The 23965-nt window shown below is 67.9% G+C and carries 23 protein-coding genes; 16 read left to right on the plus strand and 7 right to left on the minus strand.

Features of this window, described 5'->3' with window-relative positions; all coding sequences use genetic code 11:
• Positions 1-12 precede the first annotated feature (12 nt).
• The 4 genes from KQ310_RS08595 to KQ310_RS08610 are packed head-to-tail and all read left to right on the plus strand — an operon-like array spanning position 13 to position 4753.
• Positions 13-2484, plus strand: coding sequence for a CsoS2 family carboxysome shell protein (locus tag KQ310_RS08595; RefSeq protein WP_259721339.1), 2472 nt, complete (start codon positions 13-15; stop codon positions 2482-2484).
• Between the two features lie 4 nt (positions 2485-2488).
• Entirely contained in the window at positions 2489-4222 is a 1734-nt protein-coding gene (locus tag KQ310_RS08600; protein WP_399237974.1) for a carboxysome shell carbonic anhydrase, read from the plus strand.
• 1 nt (position 4223) lies between these two features.
• A complete protein-coding gene (locus KQ310_RS08605; protein ID WP_259721341.1) occupies positions 4224-4502 on the plus strand; it encodes a carboxysome peptide A in 279 nt (92 codons plus the stop codon).
• A complete protein-coding gene (locus KQ310_RS08610; protein WP_259721342.1) occupies positions 4502-4753 on the plus strand; it encodes a carboxysome peptide B in 252 nt (83 codons plus the stop codon). The genes KQ310_RS08605 and KQ310_RS08610 overlap by 1 nt, the downstream gene beginning before the upstream one ends.
• 31 nt (positions 4754-4784) lie before the next feature.
• Here the strand turns inward: KQ310_RS08610 and KQ310_RS16015 are convergent, their stop codons facing one another.
• The gene (locus tag KQ310_RS16015) at positions 4785-5351 is read right to left on the minus strand and encodes a hypothetical protein (RefSeq protein ID WP_259721343.1); all 567 of its coding nucleotides are present in this window, start codon (positions 5349-5351) and stop codon (positions 4785-4787) included.
• On the opposite strand from KQ310_RS16015, the gene KQ310_RS16020 reads away from it, so the two are divergent.
• The 7 genes from KQ310_RS16020 to cbbX all read left to right on the plus strand — a co-directional run bounded on the left by KQ310_RS16020 (position 5329) and on the right by cbbX (position 12019).
• Positions 5329-5637: a BMC domain-containing protein gene (locus KQ310_RS16020; protein WP_259721344.1), complete on the plus strand. Its 309-nt coding sequence runs from the start codon at positions 5329-5331 to the stop codon at positions 5635-5637. The genes KQ310_RS16015 and KQ310_RS16020 overlap by 23 nt on opposite strands.
• A 5-nt stretch (positions 5638-5642) precedes the next feature.
• Entirely contained in the window at positions 5643-6146 is a 504-nt protein-coding gene (locus KQ310_RS08625; RefSeq protein WP_259721345.1) for a ferritin-like domain-containing protein, read from the plus strand.
• 83 nt (positions 6147-6229) lie between these two features.
• A complete protein-coding gene (locus KQ310_RS08630) occupies positions 6230-8050 on the plus strand; it encodes an NAD(P)H-quinone oxidoreductase subunit F (RefSeq protein WP_259721456.1) in 1821 nt (606 codons plus the stop codon).
• A gap of 10 nt (positions 8051-8060) precedes the next feature.
• Positions 8061-9575, plus strand: a complete 1515-nt coding sequence (locus KQ310_RS08635; RefSeq protein WP_259721346.1) for an NADH-quinone oxidoreductase subunit M — start codon at positions 8061-8063, stop codon at positions 9573-9575.
• A complete protein-coding gene (locus KQ310_RS08640) occupies positions 9575-10768 on the plus strand; it encodes a CO2 hydration protein (RefSeq protein ID WP_399237978.1) in 1194 nt (397 codons plus the stop codon). Before KQ310_RS08635 ends, KQ310_RS08640 begins: the two co-directional genes overlap by 1 nt.
• A gap of 14 nt (positions 10769-10782) precedes the next feature.
• The gene (locus KQ310_RS08645; RefSeq protein ID WP_259721347.1) at positions 10783-11031 is read left to right on the plus strand and encodes a 4a-hydroxytetrahydrobiopterin dehydratase; all 249 of its coding nucleotides are present in this window, start codon (positions 10783-10785) and stop codon (positions 11029-11031) included.
• Complete coding sequence (cbbX, locus tag KQ310_RS08650) at positions 11015-12019, plus strand: CbbX protein (protein ID WP_259721348.1); 1005 nt, start codon at positions 11015-11017, stop codon at positions 12017-12019. The genes KQ310_RS08645 and cbbX overlap by 17 nt, the downstream gene beginning before the upstream one ends.
• A 45-nt stretch (positions 12020-12064) precedes the next feature.
• Here the strand turns inward: cbbX and dnaA are convergent, their stop codons facing one another.
• A complete protein-coding gene (gene dnaA, locus KQ310_RS08655; RefSeq protein ID WP_259721349.1) occupies positions 12065-13477 on the minus strand; it encodes a chromosomal replication initiator protein DnaA in 1413 nt (470 codons plus the stop codon).
• Positions 13478-13559: 82 nt separating this feature from the next.
• Between dnaA and KQ310_RS08660 the strand changes: the two genes are divergently transcribed.
• Positions 13560-14711: a trypsin-like peptidase domain-containing protein gene (locus tag KQ310_RS08660; protein ID WP_399237981.1), complete on the plus strand. Its 1152-nt coding sequence runs from the start codon at positions 13560-13562 to the stop codon at positions 14709-14711.
• A gap of 33 nt (positions 14712-14744) precedes the next feature.
• Here KQ310_RS08660 and KQ310_RS08665 read toward each other — a convergent pair whose 3' ends face one another.
• A complete protein-coding gene (locus KQ310_RS08665) occupies positions 14745-15221 on the minus strand; it encodes a GNAT family N-acetyltransferase (protein ID WP_259721350.1) in 477 nt (158 codons plus the stop codon).
• 64 nt (positions 15222-15285) lie between these two features.
• Between KQ310_RS08665 and KQ310_RS08670 the strand changes: the two genes are divergently transcribed.
• Complete coding sequence (locus tag KQ310_RS08670; protein ID WP_259721351.1) at positions 15286-16119, plus strand: alpha/beta fold hydrolase; 834 nt, start codon at positions 15286-15288, stop codon at positions 16117-16119.
• A 10-nt stretch (positions 16120-16129) separates the two neighbouring features.
• On the opposite strand, the gene KQ310_RS08675 is transcribed toward KQ310_RS08670, so the two are convergent.
• Both KQ310_RS08675 and hisG read right to left on the minus strand, forming a co-directional pair.
• On the minus strand, positions 16130-17929 hold the full coding sequence (locus KQ310_RS08675) for an ABC transporter ATP-binding protein (protein ID WP_259721352.1): 1800 nt from the start codon (positions 17927-17929) through the stop codon (positions 16130-16132).
• Entirely contained in the window at positions 17929-18606 is a 678-nt protein-coding gene (gene hisG, locus KQ310_RS08680) for an ATP phosphoribosyltransferase (protein WP_259721353.1), read from the minus strand. Before hisG ends, KQ310_RS08675 begins: the two co-directional genes overlap by 1 nt.
• A gap of 89 nt (positions 18607-18695) precedes the next feature.
• Between hisG and gloB the strand changes: the two genes are divergently transcribed.
• A complete protein-coding gene (gloB, locus tag KQ310_RS08685; RefSeq protein ID WP_259721354.1) occupies positions 18696-19493 on the plus strand; it encodes a hydroxyacylglutathione hydrolase in 798 nt (265 codons plus the stop codon).
• Positions 19494-19542: 49 nt separating this feature from the next.
• Here the strand turns inward: gloB and KQ310_RS08690 are convergent, their stop codons facing one another.
• Complete coding sequence (locus KQ310_RS08690) at positions 19543-20643, minus strand: ABC transporter ATP-binding protein (RefSeq protein ID WP_259721459.1); 1101 nt, start codon at positions 20641-20643, stop codon at positions 19543-19545.
• An 86-nt stretch (positions 20644-20729) separates the two neighbouring features.
• Here KQ310_RS08690 and KQ310_RS08695 point away from each other — a divergent pair, with 86 nt between their 5' ends.
• A complete protein-coding gene (locus tag KQ310_RS08695) occupies positions 20730-21146 on the plus strand; it encodes a Rid family detoxifying hydrolase (RefSeq protein WP_259721355.1) in 417 nt (138 codons plus the stop codon).
• A 31-nt stretch (positions 21147-21177) separates the two neighbouring features.
• On the opposite strand, the gene KQ310_RS08700 is transcribed toward KQ310_RS08695, so the two are convergent.
• Positions 21178-22818 carry a bifunctional aminoglycoside phosphotransferase/ATP-binding protein gene (locus KQ310_RS08700; protein ID WP_259721356.1) on the minus strand — a complete coding sequence of 547 codons (1641 nt, stop codon included), beginning with the start codon at positions 22816-22818 and terminating at the stop codon, positions 21178-21180.
• Between the two features lie 30 nt (positions 22819-22848).
• Here KQ310_RS08700 and pyrC point away from each other — a divergent pair, with 30 nt between their 5' ends.
• The gene (gene pyrC, locus KQ310_RS08705; RefSeq protein ID WP_259721357.1) at positions 22849-23931 is read left to right on the plus strand and encodes a dihydroorotase; all 1083 of its coding nucleotides are present in this window, start codon (positions 22849-22851) and stop codon (positions 23929-23931) included.
• The last annotated feature ends 34 nt before the right edge of the window (positions 23932-23965 follow it).

A 23965-nucleotide genomic window follows, 5' to 3' on the forward strand; every position in this document is an offset into this window, starting at 1 on the left:
CATCGGGCGGAGATGGCCAGCACTTCCAGTCGTGACGCAGCTCTGGAGCGCCGCAAGGCCCTGACCAGCGCAGGCAAGAAAGCCGCTGGCCGCTACGGCTCCAGCGCCAGCCGCGTGCGCACGGCTGCCGATGCCCGTCCTACCCGCACCACCATGCCGGAGCCGGTCGTGACGCCTGCCGCGCCGGTCCAGGCGACCAGGCCCAGCCGGCCGGCACGATCGGCTTCGCTGTCGTTGTCGGCCCCGGCACCCAGCCAAACTGTGGCGGCTCCGGCGCGCAGCGCCGCGCGGCCGATCAGCAATCCCAGCCGGGAGTTGGTTCTCTCCCGCCGCGAAGCCCTCAGCAAGCGGGGCAAGCGGGCCGATACCAGCCGCGACCGCACCCGTACCGATCTCCAGAAGACCGCCGCAACTGGTGCCGGATCCTCTGTCGCCCCGGCCAGCGAGCACAAGTGCAAGTGTCAGGAGCGCCAGGCTGAAGCCTCGGCCCCGGCCAGCAGTGCTCCGGCTCGCCGTTCGGCTTCTCTGGGGAGTTCCAGCCTTAGCAGCAGTCTGTCCTCCCGCAGCAGCAGTGCTGCTGATCGCCGTCCTGCCGTGAAGCGCTCCTCGCAGCACAATCCCAGCCGTTCCCTGGTGCTGGCCCGCCGCGAAGCCCTGAGCAAGCGCGGTAAGGCCGCCAACACGCCCAGCAATTCCACGGCTGCAGCTGTGGCGCGCCAGGGCAACCCCGACATCACCACCCGGGAACTGGCTCAGAAGGTGCGTGAGCTCAAGAGCAAGGTGGGCTCCAGCGGTGCCACGCGGGGCAGCGGCAGCACCCGTCCCACGGGCCCCAACCTGCATGGCGCCAAGCAGTCGGCTGCCGCCGATGCCCACTGGAAGGTGAGCGCCAGTGAAACCCTCCGCGGCCAGATCGTGACCGGCACCCAGGCCAATCGGTCGTCCAGGACCACGGGCAATGAGGCCGGCACCTGCCGCACGGTCACCGGCACCGAATACATGGGTGCTGAGGTGTTTCAGACCTTCTGCCAGGACCGGCCTTCCCCCGCCCAGCCGGCCAAGGTTCGGGTCTCTGCCACCAGCCATGGCAACCGCGTGACCGGCAATGAGGTGGGCCGCTCGGAGAAGGTGACCGGCGATGAGCCCGGCACCTGCAAGACGATCACCGGCACGGAATACATCTCCGCCAATCAGGCCCTGGCCTACTGCGGCGATCTCGAGCCCAGCCCGCGCAAGGTGGGTCACAGCCAGACCCTCGGTGGCCGTCCGGTCTCCGGCGTGATGGTGGGGCGCAGTGAGCGGGTCACCGGCGATGAGCCCGGTTCCGGACGTCATCTCACGGGTACCCAGTACCTCGGGTCTGAGCCCCTGGTGCCCGGCCGCGCCCCCGATAAGGTCAATGTGCTTCAGACTCTCCGCGGCACGGGGATCACCGGCACCCACGTCGGTCGTAGCGAGCGGGTCACGGGCGATGAGCCCGGCAGCTGCCGCCGCGTCACCGGCGATGAATACATCGGCCGTCAGCAATTCGAGGGGTTTTGTGGATCCCAGCCCGAGCCGGAAGCGGCCAAGGTTGGATTCTCGATCACCAACAAGGCCCAGGTGGTGAGCGGAACGCGCACCGGCCGCTCCAGCCGGGTCACCGGCGATGAACCCGGCACCTGCAAGGCCGTCACCGGAACCCCCTATGCCGGACTGGAGCAGGCGGGTGACTGGTGCTCCAGCAAGCAGGTCAAGGAGATTCGCCAGCGCACGCCTGCCCGTCTCGGCACTCCGGGCCCCAGCATGACCGGCCTGCAGCCCGGCATCGGTGGCGTCATGACCGGTGCTGAACGGGGTGCTTGTGAGCCCGTCACCGGCACGCCCTACCTCGGGGCCGATCAGATGGCTGCCGCCTGCGGCGCCGCCGAAACCCACGACGCCGATTTCCCCCAGTCGCTCGATTCCCAGCCCTGGGAGCAATTCAGCATCCAGTCTCCGGCCCGTGCTGCCCAGAGTGAGCGTCAGAAATCCGGGGCTGTGACCGGCACCAGTTATGAACAGGGCAATCGCATCACGGGCCCGTTCGACATGGCCTCCGGCAAGGTGACCGGCACCGAGCAGTTCCGCTTTGACCGCCATGGCAGCGGCTCCTCCGCCTTTGATCGGATCTCGGCCCGCGGGCGGGCGCCGATCAGCGTCGATGAGGATGTGCGCCCTGCGTCCGCTCCGGAGCGTCCCCTGTCCCGGGTCACCGGCGAAGGGATTTCCGCTGGCCTGAACATCACCGGCGACGACTGGGATCGTGGCGAGAGGGTCACTGGTACGGAGGGAGCGTCTGCCCGTCAGCGCAACCCCAGCCGTCCTGGTCCGATGACGGCCATGCCCACCTATGAGGCCAAGCGCAATGAAGCCGTTCCTGCTCCGGTGAGCCGGGTGACGGGATCCAGCGGCAGCACCGATCGCGGCTCTCTGGTGACCGTGTCCGGCGGCGCCCGCGGCTGACCTGATGCCACGCCGTCCGGTTTCTCCTGTCGTGCGCCCTCCTCAGGGCGCTGCGGCCCAGCGCCGCAGTCCTGCGGGCCCCAGCCCCGATGAGTTGCGACGCTCTGTCCAGCGCCTGCGGGGGCGCCTGGTCGAGCCTGAGATCACCAGCGCCACCAGCGCCTCCGAGGACGTAGCCAGTCCATCCGCCAACCCCTGGGAGTCAGCCCGTCGTGGGCGGGTCCGTCGCTCGCCTGAACTGACCCCGCGCCATGACTCCCCGGGCGTCTGTGCTGCCGCTGCCGGTCTGGAAGCCTGGCGGTCGCGCCGATCCTCGGCTTCCGCCTCCGTGAGGCTCCATCCCCTGACCGACGCCCGGGCCAACGCGGCCCTGCAGGCTTACGACACCCAGGTCAAGGGTGCCTTTGATCGGCTTGTGCCGGTGCTGAAGCGGCTTTCAGCCCTGCAGCATGAGGACGACTTCATCCCACGGGCGCAGGAGCTGGCCCGGGCCGAGCTTGGTTTTGAGCTGCCCCAGCCGATCCTTGAGACAGCCTGGGTGACGCAGCTGGATATGCGCACCCTGTTTGCCTGGTGCGTGTTCGAGACCTACGAGCAGACCAGCGCCAGTTTCTTCGAGCAGGATCCGCTCCAGGGCAGGCCTGGCTCAGCCAAGGTGGAAACCTTCGACGCCTTCCTGCTCGAGTGCGGCTTTCACCTGCTCGACATCACGCCCTGCGCCGATGGCCGTTTGGCCCATGCCATCGCCTATGCCCTGCGGTTGCCCTTCGGCTCGGTGAGGCGGCGTCCCCATGCCGGTGCTCTGTTTGATGTCGAGAACACGGTGAGTCGCTGGGTAAAGACCGAGCACCGCCGCTACCGCGAGGGCCTGCCCAATCCGGCCCATGCCGATACCCGCTATCTCAAAGTGGTGCTTTACCACTTCAGCTCCCTCGATCCGAGCCATGAGGGCTGTGCGGCCCACGGCAGTAACGATGCTCTGGCGGCCGGTTGCGGTCTCAGTCGCCTTAAGGATTTCCAGCAGGCCGTGGAGAACAGCTTCTGCTGCGGTGCCTCGGTGGATCTGCTGTTGCTGGGGATCGATACCGACACCGATGCCCTGAGAGTTCACGTTCCTGGCCTCGATGGCAGCACCAATCTCGAGCGTTGGCTCGATGCCCGCCTGGTGTATGACGCCACCGCGGGGCTCAGTGCCGAGCAGGCTCGCGACCGGATCCTGGCCCTGGTTCAGCAGGCGGCCGCCAGCACGCCGGATCCCGGCATGGTGCGTCTGATCAGCAAACTGCTGGAGCACAACCTCTCCCAGATTGATTACGTCCGCCAGTTCCACGGCGGTCACTACAGCGATGCCGGCCATGCCGAGCGCTTCATTGGAGTCGGCATCGGGTTCAAGGAAGTGCATCTGCGCAACCTCACTTACTTCGCCTACATGGACACCGTTGAGGAGGGCGCTCCCGACCTCGACGTGGGGGTGAAGATCTTCAAAGGTCTCAATGTGTCCCGCGGTCTGCCGGTGCCGGTGGTGGTGCGATTCGACTACAACGGCCAGGTCCCCGGTGCCCGAGACCGGGCTGAGCGCCATTGCCGGCGGGTGCAACAGGCGATCGAGTCGCGCTACGGCGAGCTCTGTCGTGAAGGGCTCCTGCACGTGTTGCTGACGATTCGCGATCAGGATCGCCACGCGCCAGCCGAGACGATCGGGTCCACGATCAGCTTCGCCAGCGGAGGAGGACACTGAGATGTTGATCTGCAAGGTGTTGAAGCCCCTGGTTTCGACCAACCGCATTCCCGACTTCGAGCACAAGCATCTTCAGGTGGTTCTGGATGGCAGTACCCAGAAGGTTGCTGTTGACGCCGTCGGTTGCATTCCCGGTGATTGGGTGATCTGTGTGGGCAGCTCGGCGGCCCGCGAGGCGGCAGGCAGTAAGTCTTACCCGAGTGATCTCACGATCGTGGGCATCATCGATCACTGGGATCCCGATGCCGCCAAGGCGATGGCGTCAGGAGGGAGTCAGTAATGGAGATCATGCAGGTGATGGGTTCCCTGGTGTGCACCCAACGGGTTGAAGGATTCGCCCACCAGAACCTTCGTGTTCTTCGGACTCCGAAGGGCAAGCTCAGTGTCGCCGTGGATCCCGTCGGGGCCGCCGCTGGCAACTGGGTGTTCACCGCCAGCGGCTCCGCTGCCCGCCATGCCACCGGTGACGCCAACCTGTTCACCGATCTCACCATCGGTGGAATCATCGACTTCTGGGAGCCGGACGGCTGACGCTCCACCGGCCCTACGCGCCGGCCCGCCCCTAACGCCCGTTCCGTTCGCCAGCTCCCGCCACCCCCTCCCTGACCATGGCCACCCCGACGCCCAGCTCCGCCGCCGGATCCACCCCGGCCCCGTCTGCGGAGACTGCCCCTGCCGTCACTCCCGCGGCGGCGGCCCCTGCCGCTCCTGTGGCGGCAGTTGCCAAGCCTGAGGAGGCCGTGGTCAGCTCGACTGCGCCCAAGGTCTCCACTGAGTCCAAGGCCCCCACCGCGCCCAGGGCCCTGCCGATCCCCTCGACCACTGGCACCCCTGCCGCCAGTGCCCCGACGGCTGCCCCCACCACTCCGGCGAAGCGCAGCAGCGCTCGCTCCATTGCCGCTGCCCGCGTCCCCTCTTCCCGTACCGCCATGGCTCGCACCTCAACCACCCGGGCCTCCAGCCGCTCGGCTGCGACCCGCCCCGCCGCCAGCCGTGCTTCCACAAGCCGTGCTTCCGGCTCCGGTCGTGCCGCTGATTCCGGTGGCACGGGCGGTGGCTCCTCAAGCCTCACGCCTCCCAACCGTTCCGCCGCTCCTTCCTTCCCGATGGCTTCTTCCGTAAAGGGCATCGCCCTTGGCATGATCGAGACGCGTGGCCTGGTCCCCGCCATCGAAGCCGCCGACGCCATGACCAAGGCCGCGGAAGTCACTCTGATCTCACGCGAGTTCGTTGGTGGTGGCTACGTCACCGTGATGGTGCGTGGCGAAACCGGGGCTGTGAACGCCGCGGTCCGGGCCGGTGCCGATGCCTGCGAGCGGGTCGGTGACGGCCTGGTGGCGGCCCACATCATTGCCCGTCCCCATGGCGAGGTTGAACCGGCCCTGGTTTGCACCGGTGCCACCCGTCGCCTCTGATCCCCATGGACGATGCCGCCCATCCCCGCGTCCTCGGTTATCTCGGGCGCGCCCTGAGCCTTGAGCTCTCCGCCGTGCAGCAGTACATGACCCAGGCCTCCCTTGTGGAGCTCTGGGGAGATTCAGACGCTGCAGAGCGTTTTCGCCGCGAGACCGTGGAGGAAATGCAGCATGCCGAGCGCATCGTGCAGCAGATGCTCCGTCTGCGGGTGGCCCCGGCGGCCTCCCAGCTCCGCGCTGTCACCCATGCGCCTGATCTGGTCGGTCTGCTGCGACTAAACAGCGTGCTCGAGCACGACTTGATCAACCACTACGCCGAGGCCGTGCGCTTCTGTGTGCTGATTGGTGATGAAGAAAACGCCGATTTCTTCCGGGCGCTCTGGAAGGAGGAACAGCATCACGGCGAAGAGCTGAATGGCTGGCTGCGGCAGCTGGCGGTGGTCCCACAGCCCGCTGCCCTGCCCGCCCCGACCCGTTACGACTACTCCCGTCACCGCGCCAGCTTCTAAGTCCGGCGCCGGACGTCCAGCCTCGTTGCCGTCCCTCTGCTGCCTTGGTCGCCGAACTTCCCCTGCCCAACCTGCCCCTGTCGATGCAGCTGGTCTGGTTGATTCCGCTGTATGGCTTCAGCGGGGTGCTGCTCTCCCTGCCATGGTCCACCGGCTGGATCAAACGCAATGGACCACGTCCGGCGGCCTACCTCAATCTGCTGGTCACCTTGGTGGCCTTTCTGCACGGCAGTCTGGTGCTGCGGCAGGTCTGGCTGGTCGGCCCCCAGCATCTGGCGATCCCCTGGTTCCACGCCGCCGATCTGAACCTCTCGATCGGCTTCGACCTCTCCCTCACCAACCTGGCCGCCCTCGAGCTGGTCACCGGCCTCAGCCTGCTGGGCCAGGTCTTTGCCCTGGGCTACCTCGACAAGGAGTGGTCGCTGGCCCGCTTCTATGCCCTGGTGGGATTCTTCGAGGGGGCCATGTCCGGGGTGGTGCTGAGCAGCAGCCTGTTCATGAGCTATTTCCTGCTGGAGATGCTCACCCTGTCCACCTACCTGCTGGTGGGGTTCTGGTACGCCCAGCCCCTGGTGGTCACCGCGGCCCGGGATGCGTTTCTGACCAAGCGGGTCGGCGACGTACTGCTGCTGATGGGTGTGGTGGCCCTCTCGGCCTGGTCGGGTCAGACAGAGTTCACCGAGCTCTACGCCTGGGCCGCCAGTGCTCCGCTCACACCGCTGGCCGGAACCCTGTTGGGCCTGGGACTGATTGCCGGGCCGATGGGAAAGTGTGCCCAGTTCCCGATGCATCTCTGGCTGGATGAGGCGATGGAGGGGCCCAACCCGGCCTCGATCCTGCGCAATTCCGTGGTGGTGACCTGCGGCGCCATCGTGCTGCTGAAGCTGATGCCGCTGCTGCTGATCTCTCCGGTGGCTACCGATGTGCTCCTGGCCGTGGGCGCGATCAGTGCGGTGGGCGGTGCCCTGGTGGCGATCGCCCAGGTGGATCTCAAACGGGCCTTCTCCTACTCCACCACCTCCTACCTGGGGCTGGTGTTCATCGCCATCGCCCTGCAGCAGCCGGGGATCGCCCTGCTGTTGCTGTTCGCCCACGGCCTGGCCAAGGCCCTGCTGTTCATGAGCGTGGGAAGCATCATCGCCACCACCAACTGCCAGGACCTCACCGAACTTGGTGGCCTGGGCCGACGGATGCCCGCCACCACCGGCGCCTTCCTGATGGCGGCGGCCGGGGTCACCGGCCTGTTGCCCCTGGGATGCTTCTGGTGCTTCGGCTTGCTGGTGCAGGCCTTCAGTGCCGAGCACCGGTCCTTCGCTGTGGTGGTGCTGCTCACCAACCTGCTCACCCTGTTCAACCTCACCCGTGTGTACCGGCAGGTGTTCCTTGGCGACGCTCAGCCCAAGACGCGGCGGGCACCGGAGGTGAGCTGGCTGATGGCTCTGCCGATGGTGAGCCTGACGGTGCTGGTGGGGTTGATGCCCTGGATCATGGCCCGCATCGATCCTGTGCCAGGCATCGCCTCGTTCTCCCCAGGGGTGGCGGCCCTGGTGATGGGCTCCGGTCTGATCGGGGTTGTCTCCGCGGCCGTGGTGCCGCTGAACAAGGCCTGGTCGCGCTCCCTGTTCAAGCCGCTGCGCACCTTGCAGGATCTGCTGGCCTTCGACTTCTATACCGACCGCATCTATCGCGCCACGATCGTGGCCTTCGTGGCAGCCCTCTCGCGGCTCACCAACGGTTTCGATGCCGCTGTGGTGAATGTGCTGGTCGATCGTGTCGGCAGCCTCTCGATGGCTGCGGCCGGAACTCTGCGTTTGTCCGTGAGCGGCCGCATGCAGACCTACGTGCTCACGGCCCTGGTGGCGATCGTGCTCCTGCTGGCCTCCCTGAACTGGTTCATCGCCTGAGGATCGATCGATGCTGAGTGCCCTTCTCGCCATTCCCTTTCTCGGTGCCCTGGGCCTGATGCTCTGGCCGGGCGAGCTCTCACTGGAGAAGGTTCGCCGCGCCGCCCTGGCCCTGCTGCTACTGCAGCTGGCCTGGAGCCTGCGACTGCTGCTGCTGTTCGATCCCTCCTGCGGCGGGATGCAACTGCAGGAATCGATTCCCTGGATCGAGAGTCTGGGGCTGGAGTATCGCCTCGGTGTGGATGGTCTCTCCCTGCCGCTGGTGCTGGTCAATGCCGGCCTCACCCTGGTGTCGGCCTATGCCTCCACCACGGTGACCCAGCGGCCGCGCCTCTACTTCGCCCTGCTGCTGGTGATCAGCGGCGCCGTGAACGGGGCGTTTCTCTCGTTGAATCTGCTGCTCTTTTTCCTCTTCTACGAACTGGAACTGATTCCGCTGTGGTTGCTGATCTCGGTCTGGGGCGGAGCCCGGCGCGCCTATGCGGCTACCAAGTTCCTGATCTTCACGGCGGTGTCCGGCGGATTGATCCTGGCTGCTTTTCTGGGCCTGGCGCTGGTCACCGGCGAGGCCGATTTCAGCCTCACCCCCGTGCTCAGCGGCCAGCTGGGCATGGGCACCCAGCTCGTGCTGTTGGGTGCCCTGTTGGTGGGCTTTGGCATCAAGATCCCGCTGGTGCCCTTTCACACCTGGCTGCCGGATGCCCACACCGAGGCGTCGACGCCGGTGTCGGTGCTGCTGGCCGGGGTGTTGCTCAAACTCGGCACCTACGGGCTGCTGCGCTTCTGCCTTGGCCTGTTCCCGGAGGCGTGGGCGGTGGCGGCGCCCTGGCTGGCCATCTGGGCGGCGGTCTCGGTGCTGTATGGATCCCTGGCGGCGATCGCCCAGCGGGACATGAAGCGGATGGTGGCCTACAGCTCCGTGGGGCACATGGGCTATGTGCTGCTCGCGGCCGCAGCAGCCACGCCCGTCAGTCTGCTGGGGGCGGAATTCCAGATGGTGAGCCACGGCCTCATCTCCGCCCTGCTGTTTCTGCTGGTGGGCGAGGTGTATGCAACGACCGGCACCCGCGATCTGGACGTGTTGCGAGGCCTGCTCAACCCCGAGCGGGGCCTGCCCTTGACCGGTTCGTTGATGATTGTGGGGGTGATGGCCAGTGCGGGTCTGCCCGGCATGGCCGGTTTCATCTCCGAGTTCCTGGTGTTCCGCGGCAGCCTGGCGGCCTTCCCCGTGGCCACCTTGGCCTCGATGGTGGGATCAGGTCTGACGGCCGTCTATTTCCTGTTGCTGGTCAACCGTGTCTTCTTCGGCCGGCTGGCTGTCACCCCTCCAGAGCCCGGAGGGCCGCTGGATATCCGCTTGCCGGCCGTGCCCCTGGTGCGTCACCTTCCCGCCATGGTGCTCACCCTTCTGGTGGTGGCGATCGGACTGGCACCATCGGGGTTGGGCTATCTCTCGGAGCAGGCCACCACAGCCATGAGTCAGTTCCCGGCTCTTTTGGCGGCCATCAGTGGGAAGCCCGCCTGATGAACAGCTCAGCCATGGCGCCCCTCAATCCCGGCCGCTCACGGACCCGCCAGGCTCCGATCCCCACGGCGGCAGAACTGGAGCAGCGCCTGCTGGCCGGAGAGACCCTGCTGGCCGAAAGCCCCACCCATCTTCTGGAGGTGGTGGGGGTTCTGGAGAGCTACGGCGAGGTGCTCGATGCCTACAGCATCAATCTGGTGTACCAGGCGGAGAAGCAGTTCCTCAATCCCCTGCCGATCTTCAAGTTCCTCGATGGTGATCCGAGTCTCGCCAGGATCTGGAAGCACCTCAACCACGACCGCATCAACTTTGAGTATGCGGAGTACTGCCAGAAGGCGATGTTCTGGCATGGCACCGGTGGCCTCGATGCTTATCTCGACACCGACGCCTTCCGCCAGAGCTGCGCCGCCATCATCCGCTGCAAGACCCGACGCGATCCGCTGCTGGGCCTGCTCCATCCTCTGTTTCCAGACTTTCTGATCGAGCTGATCCGCTCGGCCGCCACCACCCATGCCCTCGGCCAGTTCTGGCGGGTGATGAGTGACCTGTTCCTTGATCTGGCCCGGGCCGAGCGGGATGGACGCGTGGGTTCCATTGCCCAGCTGGTGAACTTCTTGATGGATGGGCTGGTGGCAGCGGCAGCTCAGCCGATCACCTATGGGGTGGAGGTGGCGGGCCAGCGGTTCTGGGTGCTGCCGCCCGAGGCCGCGCTCACCTTCCTGGTTGATGTGGCTGTGCCCTACGTCGAGGCGGTGTTCCTGCGGGGGATGCCCTTCCTGGGCACGGTGTCGTTCAACGCCCAGGCCCAGCAGATCTCCCCGGATCAGAGCCGCTTTGCCTACGGCGCCCTCTACGCCGATCCCCTTCCCACCATGGGGGCGGGCATCCCGCCCAGCTTGCTGATGCAGGACATGTATCGCCACCTGCCCGAGCCTCTGCATCACTGGTACCGGCAGCAGGGCCGCGGCGAGGGCGACGTGCGGGTGAAGATCTGCGCCAGTTTTCAGAAGGCGATGTTCTGCGTCACCAATGCCGCGATCAACGGCACCTTTCCCCATCCGCTGACCAGCACCGATCTGACGCAGCAGCAGGCCAATCGTGCCTACGCCGCTGCCTGGGTTGGGCGTCTCAGCCATGCCCGCACCGACTGCCTGAGCGACGAGTCGGCAGCGGAGGATGGCAGCCGCAGTTGATCTAGGGTCAGTCCATGGAACAGGCCTGGACGAAACGGAATCGCCCCGAACGGCTCGAACGTCGCATCGAGTTCGACAACTACGAGGCGACCCGGGTGTTTCTGGAGCGGCTGAACGAGCTCTCTGAAGGCAGCAATCGGTTTCCGGATATCAGCTTCGGACGCACCTATGTGAACCTCACCTTGCGCAGTGAGCAGGACGACGCCCCGATCGGCGCTGCCGACGAATCCTTTGCCGCGGCCGTCGATGCCCTCCTCGATTGATCCATCGTCTGCGCCTGATCCATCTTCTGCGCCCGTTGAACCCTCCGCTGAGGCTGGTCAGCCAGATCTGAGCAACGATGATCTCACCCGCGTCGACTTGAAGGCGGCCTACGAGGGGGTGGGTGTTCAGGAGGTGCTCGAGCAACTCGATCACGACCTGGTGGGGCTGAGGCCGGTGAAGGCCAGGATCCGCGAGATCGCGGCGCTGCTGGTGGTGGAGCGGGCCCGCACCCAGGTGGGCCTGGCGACGGCGGCTCCGAGCCTGCACATGTCGTTCACCGGCCAACCGGGAACCGGCAAGACAACTGTGGCGGAGCGGATGTCCCAGATCCTGCATCGGCTCGGTTATGTGCGCAAGGGACACGTGGTCACCGCCACCCGTGACGATCTGGTGGGGCAGTACATCGGCCACACGGCACCGAAGACGCGCGAGATGCTGAAGAAGGCAATGGGTGGGGTGCTGTTCATCGATGAGGCTTACTACCTGTACCGTCCCGAGAACGAGCGCGATTACGGCGCCGAAGCGATCGAGATCCTGCTGCAGGTGATGGAAGCCAACCGCGACGATCTTGTGGTGATCTTCGCTGGCTACAAAGACCGCATGGACGTGTTCTACCAGTCCAATCCGGGGCTCTCCTCGCGGGTCGCCAATCATATTGATTTCCCCGATTACAGTGGCCCTGAGCTGCTGGCGATTGCCAAGCTCATTCTCGCGGCGGAGAACTACCGCTTCAGCGACGAGGCCACGGCCGCCTTTGCCGAGTACATCCAGCGGCGCATGCAGCTGCCGTTCTTCGCCAACGCCCGCTCGATCCGCAATGCCATCGATCGGGCCCGCATGCGCCAGGCCAACCGCCTGTTCACCCGCATGGGAAGCTCCGTGACCAAGCGCGATCTGATGACGATCGAAGCCGACGACATCACTGCCAGCCGGGTGTTCTGCGGCGAACTGGAAGGCCTCGATCCCTCCCGGCCACTGACCAGCTGAGGCCAGCCTGCGTTTGCGCGAAACTTACTTGCGCTTGCGCGAAACCTATTTGCGTTTGCGCGAATCAATCTGCAGCAGGTCTCGCACCTGTTGCACTTGGCGGGCCAGGGCCGGGTCGGTGTGGAGCTTCTTTTCGACCTGCTCCACCGCATACATCACGGTGGAGTGGTCCTTGCCGCCGAAGGCTTCGCCGATGCGCGGCAGGCTCAGATTGGTGCCCTGGCGCATCAGGTACATCCCCACCTGGCGGGCCTGGCTCACGGCCCGCTTGCGGCTGGGGCTCAGCATTTCTTCGGTGCGCACGCCGAACACCTCGGCCACTTTGTCGAGCACCTGTTGCGGGGTCACCTCCACATCGCTGCCGCCGGGGTCGAGCATCGGCGCCACCGATTCCACCGTCATCGGCAGGCCGGTGATCGAGGCGAAGGCCACCGCCCGGGTGAGGGCCCCCTCAAGCTCGCGGATGTTGGAAGTGAAGCGGCCGGCGATGTACTGGATCAGATCTCGGGGCAGGGCCATCTGCTCCTGCTCGGCCTTCTTGTGCAGGATCGCCATGCGCGTCTCCAGGTCGGGGGCCTGGATATCGGCGATCAGCCCCATCGAGAAGCGGGAGATCAGGCGCTCCTGCAGCTTGGGAATCTGACTGGGCGGACGGTCGGAGGCGATCACGATCTGCCGCCCTGCCTCGTGCAGGGCGTTGAAGGTGTGGAAGAACTCCTCCTGGGTGTACTCCTTGCCTTCGATGAACTGGATGTCGTCCACCAGGATCAGGTCGGCGGCGCGGTAGCGGTCTCGGAAGGCCTGCATGCCGTCCTTGCGGATTGCCTGGATCAGGTCATTGGTGAAGGTTTCGGTCGAGACGTAGAACACCCGCGCGTCCTGGTCGATCTCGAGCCGGTAGTGGCCGATCGCCTGCATCAGGTGGGTCTTGCCCAGGCCCACGCCACCGCAGAGGAAGAGGGGGTTGAATTCCCGGCCCGGTGCTTCGGCCACCGCCAGGGCGGCCGCGTGGGCCATGCGGCTGTTGGGTCCCACCACGAAGCGGTTGAACACGTAGCGGGGGTTGAGGCCAGGGGCGAGCTTGCGCGGAGTCTCGCCGGTGGCGGGGGAGCGCACCGGGGCCGCAGGGCGGCCATTGCCGGCCTCGCGGGTGCCGCTGACCGGCCCGGAGAGACCGTTGCCGCCGATCGCCTCCGGCGGGGCGTCGCCCTCGCTGGCCGTGGCCACCTCCACCCGCAGCTCGCGGCCGGCGATCTCGGAGGCCACCGCCGCAATGGTGCCGAGGTAGTTCTTGCGTAACCAGCCGCTGGCGAAGCTGTTGGGGGCCTCCAGCAGCAGCTGGTCGCCGCGCATGCCGCTGCAGCGGGCCGGCCGGATCCAGGTCTCGAAGGTGGGTTTGCTGAGGTTGGCCTGGAGCGCCTCTTGAACCTGGTGCCACAGCTCCTGACCCTGCTGCACCGTTGCGTCACCTCGCGGGTGCCGAATATACGCAGCTCCCGGGGGGCGGTCCGTCTTAAATGAGTCCTTCAGGCTGTGCGTGATGTCCCCCCGCCGTACCCCCAACGCCTTGCGGCACCTGCCGCTGGTGGCGCTCCCAGCCAGCCTCTCGGTGGTTCTGGGGGGCTGCCAGGGACATTTCCTGCCCCAGATGCCCGGCGCCCAGCGCACGCCGCCGCCGCCGAAGATCAGCGATGCCGCACCCGCCTCGTCGCTGCAGCCCGGACGCAACGTCATCGTCGACGCGGTGGACAAGGTGGGGCCGGCGGTGGTGCGGATCGACACCACCAAGCAGGTGATCAATCCCCTGGGCGGGCTGTTCGGACGGGGCCCCTCGATCCAGCAGCAGCAGGGGCAGGGATCGGGCTTCTTCACTCGCTCCGATGGGGTGCTGCTCACCAATGCCCATGTGGTTGAGGGCGCCGGTGAGGTGAGCGTCACCCTGCCGGATGGCCGCAGCTTCAATGGCAAGGTGCTGGGCAGTGATCCGCTCACCGACGTGGCGGTGGTGAAGGTGGTGGCCTCGAAGCTGCCGGTGGCGCCCCTGGGCGATTCCGCCAAGGTGCGGCCAGGCGAGTGGGCCATCGCCATCGGCAACCCCCTCGGCCTCGACAACACCGTGACCGCCGGGATCATCAGCGCCATCCAGCGCACCAACGCCGTGGGTGAGGGCCAGCGGGTGCCCTACATCCAGACCGACGCAGCGGTGAATCCAGGCAACAGCGGCGGACCGCTGATCAACGACCGCGGTCAGGTGATCGGCATCAACACCGCCATCCGTCAGGCGCCGGGGGCGGGCCTGAGCTTCGCGATCCCGATCAACGTGGCGCGCCAGATCGCCGCCCAGATCCTGGAACGGGGCTACGCCAGCCACCCCTACATCGGGGTGCGTCTGCAGGCGCTTACGCCCCAGCTGGCGCGGGAGATCAATGCCACCACGAACCAGTGCCGCCTGCCCGAGGTGAACGCCGTGGTGGTGGTGGACGTGATTGACGGCAGTCCCGCCGCCGCCGCCGGCCTCAAGCCCTGCGATCTGATCGAACGGGTGGGTGAGAAGGCCATGAAGAACCCCTCGGATGTGCAGCTGGCCGTGGATCAGGGCCGCGTCGGCCAGCCCCTGGCCCTGCGGGTGCGGCGCGGTGATCGCTCCCTCGATCTCACCATCCGGCCGGCGGAACTGCCCCGCAAGAGCTGATCCGGCCGGGTCTGGAGTCGCCTCACGCCCGGATCAGGGGGAGTACCAGAACGCACAGCGGCGGCTCAGGGGCTCCAGCTCCCAGCCCTGGCTCTGATAGAAGCCCACCACGCCGGGATCAGCGAACAGGCTGACCCGCTCCACCCCCATGGCCTGGAGCTGGTCGATCACATAAATCATCAGCTGTTTGCCCAGGCCTGCTCCCTGGTAGAGCGGATGCACGGCCACGTCCCAGACCGTGGCCTCGATCACGCCGTCGCCGGTGCAGCGCGCGAAACCCACCAGGCGCGGCACCCGGGGATCGTGGCGCCAGAGGCTGACTCGCAGCAGGCTGTGCTGCAGGGCCTTGCGCACCCGCCGCAGGGGCCGGCGGTTCCAGCCCACCGCATCACAGAGCTGCTCCAGTTCGATCAGATCGATCGGCCGCTCCTGGCTCAGCACCAGGTGCACCTGGGGATTGGGGGTGGGGCAGAGGCGATGGGTCGCGCCGTAGAGCTCTTCCAGCAGCACCCTGGGCTAAGCAATCGGACGATCCTGCCCCATTCCCGCGCCCGATGGGGGCACTTGCGTCAGGGTGGAGCAAGTTGCGGCCGTTGGCACCCTGAGCCACCCTCCTGTCGCCCGTACGGCTCCACCGTTGCTGGTGGCGGTTCATGGCTGGCTGCTCTCGGGCCGGCTCTGGCAGCCCCTGGTTGCGGAACTGGGACGGTCCTGGGAACTATGGTGCCCTGATCTGCCGGGCTTCGGCCGCGCTGTGCGCCCCCGTGGTCTGCAGCCCAGCCTGGCCAGCTACGGCCGCTGGCTCGCGGATGCCGCCACGCAGCGGGCCTCCGGCCGGCCGGTTGTGCTGATCGGCCACTCCCTGGGGGGCAGCGTCGCCCTCCATGCCGCCCCGTGGCTCGGGGCCAGGCTGGCTGGCCTGGTGCAGATTGCCGCCGGGGGTGGGGTTTATCAGCCGCGCCCCTTTGCCCTGGTGCGCCGCGCCGGCTCCGCGTTTGTGACCCTCCGGCCCCGTTGGCTGGGGCGGCTGCCCGGCACCGCCGCGATCGCGGCGCCCCTGCTGGCGGATGCGCGGGCGGCCCGCGGTCTGCTGGCCTGCAGCACCAGCCGCGCGGCGGTGCGGCAACTGCCGGCGCTGACCGCCGAGCTGGTGGTGCCGAGCCTCTGGATCACCGGCAGCAACGACGGCGTCATGGCACCGCGCTACGTGCGTCATCTGGCTGGTTACAGCCGCCTTCACCGGTTTGAGCTGATGGCGGGGGCGGGCCATCTGCCGATGCGGCAGCGGCCGGTTGAACTGGCGGCTTTAATCCGCACCTGGCTGGAGGAGGAAGGTCTCGGCTCTGGAACTCCTGAGCTGGCCAACGATCCGATCGCCTCAAGCCCCGAGCCTGTGGGCCGGCACTGAAGGCCGAAGCTCAGAGCCTGGCCAGCCCCTTCTCCTGGAGATCGGCCAGCTGGGCGTAGAGGCCTCCGGCTGCCCGAAGGTCACGGTGGTTGCCCTGCTCGATCAGCCGGCCCTTGCGCAGCACCAGAATGCGATCGGCCGCCTCGACCGTGGCCAGGCGGTGGGCGATCACAATCGCCGTGCGCTCCTGCAGCAGCGATTCCAGGTCTCTCTGCAAGGTGGCCTCGGTGGAGGGGTCGAGGAAGGCGGTGGCTTCATCCATCACCAGCACGGAGGGGTCGCGGATCGCCACCCGTGCCACCGCCAGCAGCTGGCGCTCGCCCGAGGAGAGGTTGGCGCCCCGCTCGCGCAGCTCGGTCTGCAGACCAGCCGGCAGGCGACGCAGCAGCGGATCGAGGCCCAGATCGTGGCAGAGCTGCTCGAGCCGGGCGTTGTCGATGGCGGCATCGAGCCGGAGATTGTCGGCCACGTTGCCGCTGAACAGGAAGGTGTCCTGCAGCACCACCCCAAGCCGCTGGCGCAGGGTGGGGATGGGCAGCTGACGGATGTCGATGCCGTCGAGCAGGATGCGGCCTCGCTGGGGCTCGTACAGGCGGCAGAGCAGGCGAATCACGGTCGACTTGCCGGAGCCGGTGGGTCCCACCAGGGCCACATGCTCGCCGGGGGCGATCCGGAAGCTGAGATCCTCGAGGATCGGATCGTCGCTGCGGTAGGCGAAGAAGACGTTCTCGAATACCACCTCGCCGGCACTGGCCCGCTGGGCTCCGCTGTGGATGGCGGCGGCGCTGCGCTGATTCTCTGGAAGGTCGCTGATTTCGATCGGCTGCTCCAGCAACTCACCGATCCGCTCAACGGCCGTGAGGCCCCCCTGAATCTGGGTGAAGCGCTCGGCCAGCTGACGCAGGGGATCGAACAGCCGCTGCGAGAACAGGATGAAGGTGGTGAGCACCCCCAGGCCCATGCTGCCGCTGGTCACCAGCCAGCCCCCCAGGGCCAGCACCACCGCCACGGCGGAGAGGGCCACCCATTCGATGAAGGCGGAGATGGAGCTGTCGAACAGGATCGTGCCGGTCACGGCCTTGCGATAGGCGTCGGTGGTGCGGGCGAAGCGGGCGCTGTTGTAGGCCTCGCGGCGGAACATCTGCACCACCTCCAGACCCTGCATGTTTTCCTGCAGATCGGCGTTGAGCTGGCCCAGCTCCTCCCGCACCCGATAGTTGGCCGTGCGGTAGCGGCCCTGCAGCCAGAGGATGCCCAGGGTCACCGGTACCTGGCTGAGCAGCAGCAGCAGGCCGAGGCGCCATTCGATTGAGATCATCGTGATCGCGATCACCAGCAGGGTCACCAGATCAGCCAGCACCCCGAAGGCTCCGCTGCCGAACACCTCCGAAAGGGCATCCACGTCGCTGGTGAGCCGGGTCAGCAACTTGCCCACCGGTGTTCGGTCGTGGAACCGCAGCGACAGAGCCAGGGCGTGGCGGAAGAGATCGTCACGGATGCGGGCCGTGAGCCGCTGGCCGATCGCCTGCACGTTGTAGGTCTGGACGCTCTGCAGGGAGAGCCGCACCGCCACCGCCGCCAGCAGAAGCAACACCAGCTGCCGCAGGGCGGCGGGGACCGGCTGACCCTGCAGCCAGGTCATGGTGGGTTCGCCCCGCAGAACGGCGATCGCCTGGCCCACCAGCAGCGGTTGCACGGCGGCTGACAGGGCCAGGGGGATCAGCAGCAGCAGGGTGAGCAGCAGCCGGCGCCGATCCCGGCCCAGATAGGGGATCAGACGAAGCAGGCGCTGGCGATCGAGGCTGGCCATCAGCTGGCCTGCGCCAGGACCGGCTGCAGCGGCAGGGTGGCGGCCAGGCCCACGCTGGCGATGCGGTCGATCAGGGTCTGGATCTCACCGCCATCGAGCCGCAGGGCGAGCGGATGGCCGATCAGGCGGGCGGTGCTGTGGAACAGATCCTCGATCGCCACAAGTCCGTTGTCCTGCAGGGTGCGGCCGGTGGCCACCAGATCGACGATCGCCTCGGAGATGCCGGTGATCGGCCCCAGCTCCACCGATCCGGTGAGGTGGATCACCTCCACCGGCAGATCGAGGGCCGCGAAGAAGTCTTCGGCGCAACGGGTGAACTTGCTGGCGATGCGGCAGTGGGCCGGCAGGTCGGCCGCCCGGCTGTAGCCGCTGGCGGCCTTGACCGCCACCGCCATGCGGCAGCCGCCGAAGCCGAGATCCACCAGCTGGGCCACCGGCAGCTGGTGCTCCCGCAGCACGTCGTACCCCACTACCCCCAGCTGGGCCTGGCCGTAGGCCACATACACCGGCACATCGCCGTTGCGCACCAGCAGGGCGCGGGCGCGGCCGCAGCTGCTCGCCACCATCAGCTGGCGGTTGTCGGGATCGAGCAGCGACGAAAAATCGAGACCGGCCGCTGCGAAGCGCCGCACCGAATGCTTGAGCAGAGCTCCTTTGGCCAGGGCGACGGTGATCATGGCGGGCTCGGCGGGAGGCGCGCAGCCAGCGCTGCTGCGCAGATCATGCAGCGGTGATCATGGGACCGAGCCGCAGCCGGACTTTAACGATGGGACTGACCACGCCGGGACTGGAGCCCCCACCGCACCCTCCAGCGCCTGCTCTGGAGGTCTCGCTGCTGCCGGTGCTGCAGGACAATTACGTGTTCCTGCTGCGCCGCGGCAACGAGGCGGCGGTGGTGGATCCGGCCGTGGCCGAGCCGGTGATGGCCGCCCTCGAGAGCCAGGGTCTGGAGCTGGTGGCGGTGCTGCAGACCCACCACCACAGTGATCACATCGGTGGCACTCCGGCGCTGCTGCGGCGCTGGCCGCAAGCGGCGGTGATCGCGTCCGCCGCGGATCGGTCCCGCATTCCTTTCCAGACCCGCGGCGTGCGTGGTGGCGACCGCTTCGAGCTGCTGGGAACAACAGTGCAGGTGCTGGAGGTTCCCGGCCACACCCGCTGCCATCTCGCCTTTCATCTGCCGATGCAGGAGCCGGGCGAACCGGCCGGCGGCCACCTGTTCTGCGGCGACACCCTGTTCGCGGGCGGCTGCGGGCGCCTGTTCGAGGGCACGCCCGCCCAGATGTATGCCTCCCTCCAGAGCCTGGCGGCTCTGCCTGCCACCACCCGGGTCTGGTGCGCCCACGAATACACCGAAGCCAACCTGCGCTGGGCCGCGGCTGAGGAGCCTGGCGACGCGGCGATCGCCGCCCGGCTCGCGCAGGTGCGCTCTGAGCGCCGTAACGGGATCCCCACCATCCCCAGCACGATCGCGCTGGAGCGGGCCACCAACCTGATGGTGCGGGCCGCCACGGCCGAGCAGCTGGGCGAGCGCCGCGGCCGCAAGGACCATTGGCGCGGCTGAGGGGGTTGGCGGCCGCTGTTCAGAGCGCCACGGTTGAAAGCGCCACGGTTCAGAGCGCCACCAGTGCCTGCCGCTCCGGAAACAACAGGGCCGCTTCACCGCGGCGCAGGCGCAGGCGACAGCGTTGCCCGCGGGGATGTTCCTGCTCCAGGGGCAGCCGCAGCCGCAGCTGCACCGCAGTCGAACCGGAGCCCTGCTGAACCTGATACAGCCAGTCGCGGCCCAGGAACTCGCGGCCCATCACCCAGGCGTCACCCTCGCCGTCGGCTTCGAGGCTGATCGCCTCCGGGCTGATCAGGGCTTCGAGGGCTTCGCCCTGGGAGGTCTGGAGATGCTGGCCGTCGAGCGGAGCCAGCCGGCCCAGGGCCGTGTCGAGATGGTCGCCCTGCCGCTGGGCCGGCACCAGGTTGCCCTGCAGCACAAAGCGGCCCACAAAGGGTGTGGCCGGCCGCTGCACCAGATCCCGCGGGCTGGCGCATTGATCGAGGTTGCCGTTGCGCAGCACCGCCACCCGATCGCAGATCGCCAGGGCCTCCTCCGGGTCGTGGGTCACGATCAGGCCGCTGGCGCCGCAGCGGCTCAGCACCGCCGGCAGTTCGCTGCGCAGGCGCAGACGCACCTCCACGTCCAGGTTGGAGAAGGGTTCGTCCAGCAGCACCACCGAGGGACCTGGCGCCAGGGCGCGGGCCAGGGCCAGGCGCTGGCGCTGGCCTCCCGAGAGCTCGTGGGGGTACCGCTCCTCCAGCCCCTTGAGGCCGAGCAGTTCCAGCAGCCAGGTGGCCCGGCTGCTGTCCTGGCCGCGCCGCAACCCGAAGCAGGCATTGCGCCAGGCATCGAGATGGGGGAACAGGGCGTAGTCCTGAAACACCATGCCCACGCCACGGCGCTCCGGTTCCAGCCAGCGGTTCTGCCCCGCCACCACTCGGCCGTCGATCGCCACGCTGCCGCGGCTGGGGTGCTCGAAGCCGGCGATCAGCCGCAGCAGGGTGGTCTTGCCGCAGCCCGAGGGGCCCAGCAGGCCCACCAGCTCACCCTGGGCCAGGCTGAGATCGATGCCCCGCAGCGTCCAGGCTTCAGGGTCGGTGCCGGGATAGCGGTGCCAGAGCCCCTCGATCCGCACGTGCTGGCGCCGCGGCAGATCGGGAGGCATCAGGGAGTCGAGGTCGCTGGCGATGGGGCCGGGGCCGGGAAGGGCCATAGTCTCAGCCGTCATCTTCTCCCAACGGTCCCCGGGCCATGAGCGCGTCCTCCCCCAGTGGTGCCCCGCAGCTGGAAGCCGTGATCACCAGCGGCGCTCCGGCGCCGGTGGGTCCTTATAACCAGGCCGTGAAGGCGGGCGGCGTGCTCTATTGCTCCGGCCAGATCGCCCTCGATCCGGCCACCGGCGCCATGGTGGGCGACGGCGACGTGGAAGCCGAGACCCGCCAGGTGCTGGCCAACCTGCAGGCGGTGCTGGCCGCCGCCGGCTGCACGCCCCAGCAGGTGGTGCGCACCACGGTCTTCCTGGCGGATCTGGGGGATTTCGCCCGTGTCAACGCCCTTTACGCCGAGGTGTTCGGCGCCGGCATCTCCCCGGCACGGGCCTGTGTGGAAGTCGCGGCCCTGCCCAAGGACGCGCGGGTGGAGATCGATTGCATTGCGGTGCTGGCCTGAGGCGTGATGCCCGCAGGCGCTGCCCGTCGCTTCAGACCCTGAGGCGCTGCCTCACGGCGGCGGCGGTACGCTCCGGGTTGGCAGTTGCGTCGACCTGCACGGCCTGGGTTCGCTCGCCGGAATCCAGCGGTTCGAGCGAGTCCCACTGCTGCCGCACCACCGCCGCGTCGGCGTCGGAGGGATCGTCCCCCCGGCGGCTCCGCTCGGCGATCCGTTGCAGCACCAGCTCGGCAGGGGCGCTGAACTCCAGGATCACCAGCGGCACGCCCCAGCGCCGCGCCCGCTCCGCCCAGGCCTGCCGCTGACTCCGCCGCAGGAAGGTGGCATCCACGATCGGCGTGAACCCACCCGCCAGCACCGCCTCGGCCAGCTGCGGCAGGCGCTGCTCGAACAGCAGCTCATGCATGGCGGCTCCGTACAGGGGGCCGCTGGCCTGGGGGTGCTGCTGGCGGGGCTCTCCCCACAGGCCCGCCAACCGTTTGCGTTCCACGTCGGAGCGGATGCGGATCGCGCCCAGCCGCTTGCAGACCTGCAGGCTGTGGTGGGATTTGCCGGATCCCGACACCCCGTGGGTGAGCACCAGAGCCTGCGGGGCTGGCTGCATCAATCCCTCGGCCACCGCCAGATAACGCTCCACGCTTGCCGCTGTGGATGGGTCGCCCATGGGGGACAGGCCCTGCTGGATGGCGCGCAGCACCGCCACCTTGGCCCGCACCAGGGCGCGATAGGCCTCATACCAGCGCCACAGCCGCAGGCCTTCGTAGTCACCGCTGCTCTCCAGCCAGCGGTTGAGCAGGCGCCGGCCCAGGCCCGGGTGGCCGCTCTGGTGCAGATCCATCACCAGAAAGGCCAGGTCGCTGATCACATCGATCCAACGCAGGGCCGGGTTGAACTCGAGGGCGTCGAACACGGTGATCCGCCCGCCCAGCAGGGCCATGTTGCCGAGGTGCAGATCGCCGTGACCTTCGCGTATCCGCTCCGCTTGGCGGCGGGCGGGCAGCAGTGGGGCCAGGGCGGCGAGGGTGGCGCGGCTCCAGTCCTGCAGGGGCCGCAACCGGGGGATCAGGGCCTCCACCGCCATCAGCGCCTCGAAGTTGGCCTCCGCCGGGGCCGCCACCGCCGCCGGGCTGCCGTAGGGGTCGGCCGGAGCGGCGATGGCGGCCCGGGCCTGAAAACAGGCCAGATCGTGGGCCAGCCGATCGATCATCCCGCCATCGATGGCACCCCGTTCCAGGGCGGCCGGCAGCAGGTCGTCCTGATCGAACTGGCGCATCCGCACGGCCACCTCGATGACCGCGTCGAGCTCGTCTTCGAGGGGATCGTCGCTCGACGCCAGCAGGGCCTCGGGCGGGCCGAAGCGCGCCTGCGCCACCGGGCCGAGAATCGGCACCACGTCCAGGTACAGATCGGGGGCGAGCCGTTGGTTGAGCCGAAGCTCCTCGGCGCAGAACTGGCGGCGGCGCTTCAGGCTGGAGAAGTCGACGAAGCCGAAGATCACCGGTTTCTTGATCTTGTAGGCGTAGGGCCCGCTGAGCAGCACCCAGGAGATGTGGGTCTCCAGCAGGGTGATCCTGTCCACGGGATGGCCGTAGGCCGCGGGGCGCTGCAGGGCCGTGATCAGGGCGTTCGCCTCCGGATTGGTCACCACGCCGGTACCGCTGCCTAGGGTCAATCCTGGCTTGTCCCTGTCCTGCCGCTGCCCATGGCTGCCGAGCGCCTCACGATCCGTCAGCCCGACGACTGGCATGTGCATCTGCGCGATGGCGCCATGCTGGCGGCCGTGGTGTCCGACACGGCGCGGCAGTTCGCCCGGGCGATCGTGATGCCCAACCTGCGGCCGCCGATCACCACGGTGGCGGCGGCCCGGGCCTACCGCGAACGCATCCAGGCGGCCCTGCCGGATGGATGCACGTTCACGCCGCTGCTCACCGCCTACCTCACCGACACGATCGCCCCCGCCGAGATTGCGGCCGGCTTCGCAGGCGGTGTGTTCACCGCCTGCAAGCTCTATCCGGCCCACGCCACCACCAATTCGGCGGCGGGAGTCTCCGATCCGGCGGCGATCGCGCCGGTGCTGGAGACCATGGAGCGGATCGGCATGCCCCTGCTGATTCATGGCGAGGTCACCGAGGCCTCGATCGACATCTTTGATCGCGAGGCTGTTTTCATCGAGCGCCATCTGCAGCCGCTGTTGCAGCGTCATCCCGCTCTGAAGGTGGTGCTGGAGCACATCACCACCACGGATGCGGTGGACTTCGTTCGCAGTGCGCCCGCCAATCTGGCGGCCACGATTACACCGCATCATCTGCACATCAATCGCAACGCCATGTTCAGCGGCGGTCTGCGGCCGGATTTCTACTGCCTGCCGGTGGCCAAACGGGAGCTCCATCGCCTCGCCCTGCGGGCTGCGGCCGTCTCCGGAGATCCCCGTTTTTTCCTTGGAACCGATTCAGCGCCCCATGGCCGTGCCGCCAAGGAGACGGCCTGCGGCTGCGCCGGCATCTTCAACGCACCCTGGGCGCTGGAGAGCTACGTCCAGGTGTTTGATCAGGAGAACGCCCTGGACCGGTTCGAGGCCTTTGCCTCGGTGTTCGGTCCCCGCTTCTACGGCCTGCCCCTCAACGAGGGCACGATCACCCTGGAGCGAGAGCCGCAGCTGATCCCGGCGCAGCTGCACCGTAACGACGCAGCCGGCCGGGCGATTGAGCTGGTGCCCTTCCATGCCGGCGAGACCCTGCCGTGGCGTCTGGCGACCCCCCTGCTGCGCGGGGTGGCGGCTGGGTGATCCGGGCCATCAAGCAGCAGATCAATAAGTCCTG

Origin of the sequence: Synechococcus sp. CS-1328 (assembly GCF_025128095.1) — a bacterium.
Classification (GTDB): Bacteria; Cyanobacteriota; Cyanobacteriia; order PCC-6307; family Cyanobiaceae; genus CBW1002.

What these genes read in the sequence shown, in the direction of transcription:
- KQ310_RS08595 (WP_259721339.1), top strand. Translation starts at nt 13, where the DNA reads ATGGCCAGCACTTCCAGTCGTGACGCAGCTCTGGAGCGCCGCAAGGCC.
- KQ310_RS08600 (WP_399237974.1), top strand. Translation starts at nt 2,489, where the DNA reads ATGCCACGCCGTCCGGTTTCTCCTGTCGTGCGCCCTCCTCAGGGCGCT.
- KQ310_RS08605 (WP_259721341.1), top strand. Translation starts at nt 4,224, where the DNA reads ATGTTGATCTGCAAGGTGTTGAAGCCCCTGGTTTCGACCAACCGCATT.
- KQ310_RS08610 (WP_259721342.1), top strand. Translation starts at nt 4,502, where the DNA reads ATGGAGATCATGCAGGTGATGGGTTCCCTGGTGTGCACCCAACGGGTT.
- KQ310_RS16020 (WP_259721344.1), top strand. Translation starts at nt 5,329, where the DNA reads ATGGCTTCTTCCGTAAAGGGCATCGCCCTTGGCATGATCGAGACGCGT.
- KQ310_RS16015 (WP_259721343.1), bottom strand. Translation starts at nt 5,351, where the DNA reads ATGCCCTTTACGGAAGAAGCCATCGGGAAGGAAGGAGCGGCGGAACGG.
- KQ310_RS08625 (WP_259721345.1), top strand. Translation starts at nt 5,643, where the DNA reads ATGGACGATGCCGCCCATCCCCGCGTCCTCGGTTATCTCGGGCGCGCC.
- KQ310_RS08630 (WP_259721456.1), top strand. Translation starts at nt 6,230, where the DNA reads ATGCAGCTGGTCTGGTTGATTCCGCTGTATGGCTTCAGCGGGGTGCTG.
- KQ310_RS08635 (WP_259721346.1), top strand. Translation starts at nt 8,061, where the DNA reads ATGCTGAGTGCCCTTCTCGCCATTCCCTTTCTCGGTGCCCTGGGCCTG.
- KQ310_RS08640 (WP_399237978.1), top strand. Translation starts at nt 9,575, where the DNA reads ATGAACAGCTCAGCCATGGCGCCCCTCAATCCCGGCCGCTCACGGACC.
- KQ310_RS08645 (WP_259721347.1), top strand. Translation starts at nt 10,783, where the DNA reads ATGGAACAGGCCTGGACGAAACGGAATCGCCCCGAACGGCTCGAACGT.
- cbbX (WP_259721348.1), top strand. Translation starts at nt 11,015, where the DNA reads ATGCCCTCCTCGATTGATCCATCGTCTGCGCCTGATCCATCTTCTGCG.
- KQ310_RS08660 (WP_399237981.1), top strand. Translation starts at nt 13,560, where the DNA reads ATGTCCCCCCGCCGTACCCCCAACGCCTTGCGGCACCTGCCGCTGGTG.
- KQ310_RS08675 (WP_259721352.1), bottom strand. Translation starts at nt 17,929, where the DNA reads ATGGCCAGCCTCGATCGCCAGCGCCTGCTTCGTCTGATCCCCTATCTG.
- hisG (WP_259721353.1), bottom strand. Translation starts at nt 18,606, where the DNA reads ATGATCACCGTCGCCCTGGCCAAAGGAGCTCTGCTCAAGCATTCGGTG.
- gloB (WP_259721354.1), top strand. Translation starts at nt 18,696, where the DNA reads ATGGGACTGACCACGCCGGGACTGGAGCCCCCACCGCACCCTCCAGCG.
- KQ310_RS08690 (WP_259721459.1), bottom strand. Translation starts at nt 20,643, where the DNA reads ATGCCTCCCGATCTGCCGCGGCGCCAGCACGTGCGGATCGAGGGGCTC.
- KQ310_RS08695 (WP_259721355.1), top strand. Translation starts at nt 20,730, where the DNA reads ATGAGCGCGTCCTCCCCCAGTGGTGCCCCGCAGCTGGAAGCCGTGATC.
- pyrC (WP_259721357.1), top strand. Translation starts at nt 22,849, where the DNA reads ATGGCTGCCGAGCGCCTCACGATCCGTCAGCCCGACGACTGGCATGTG.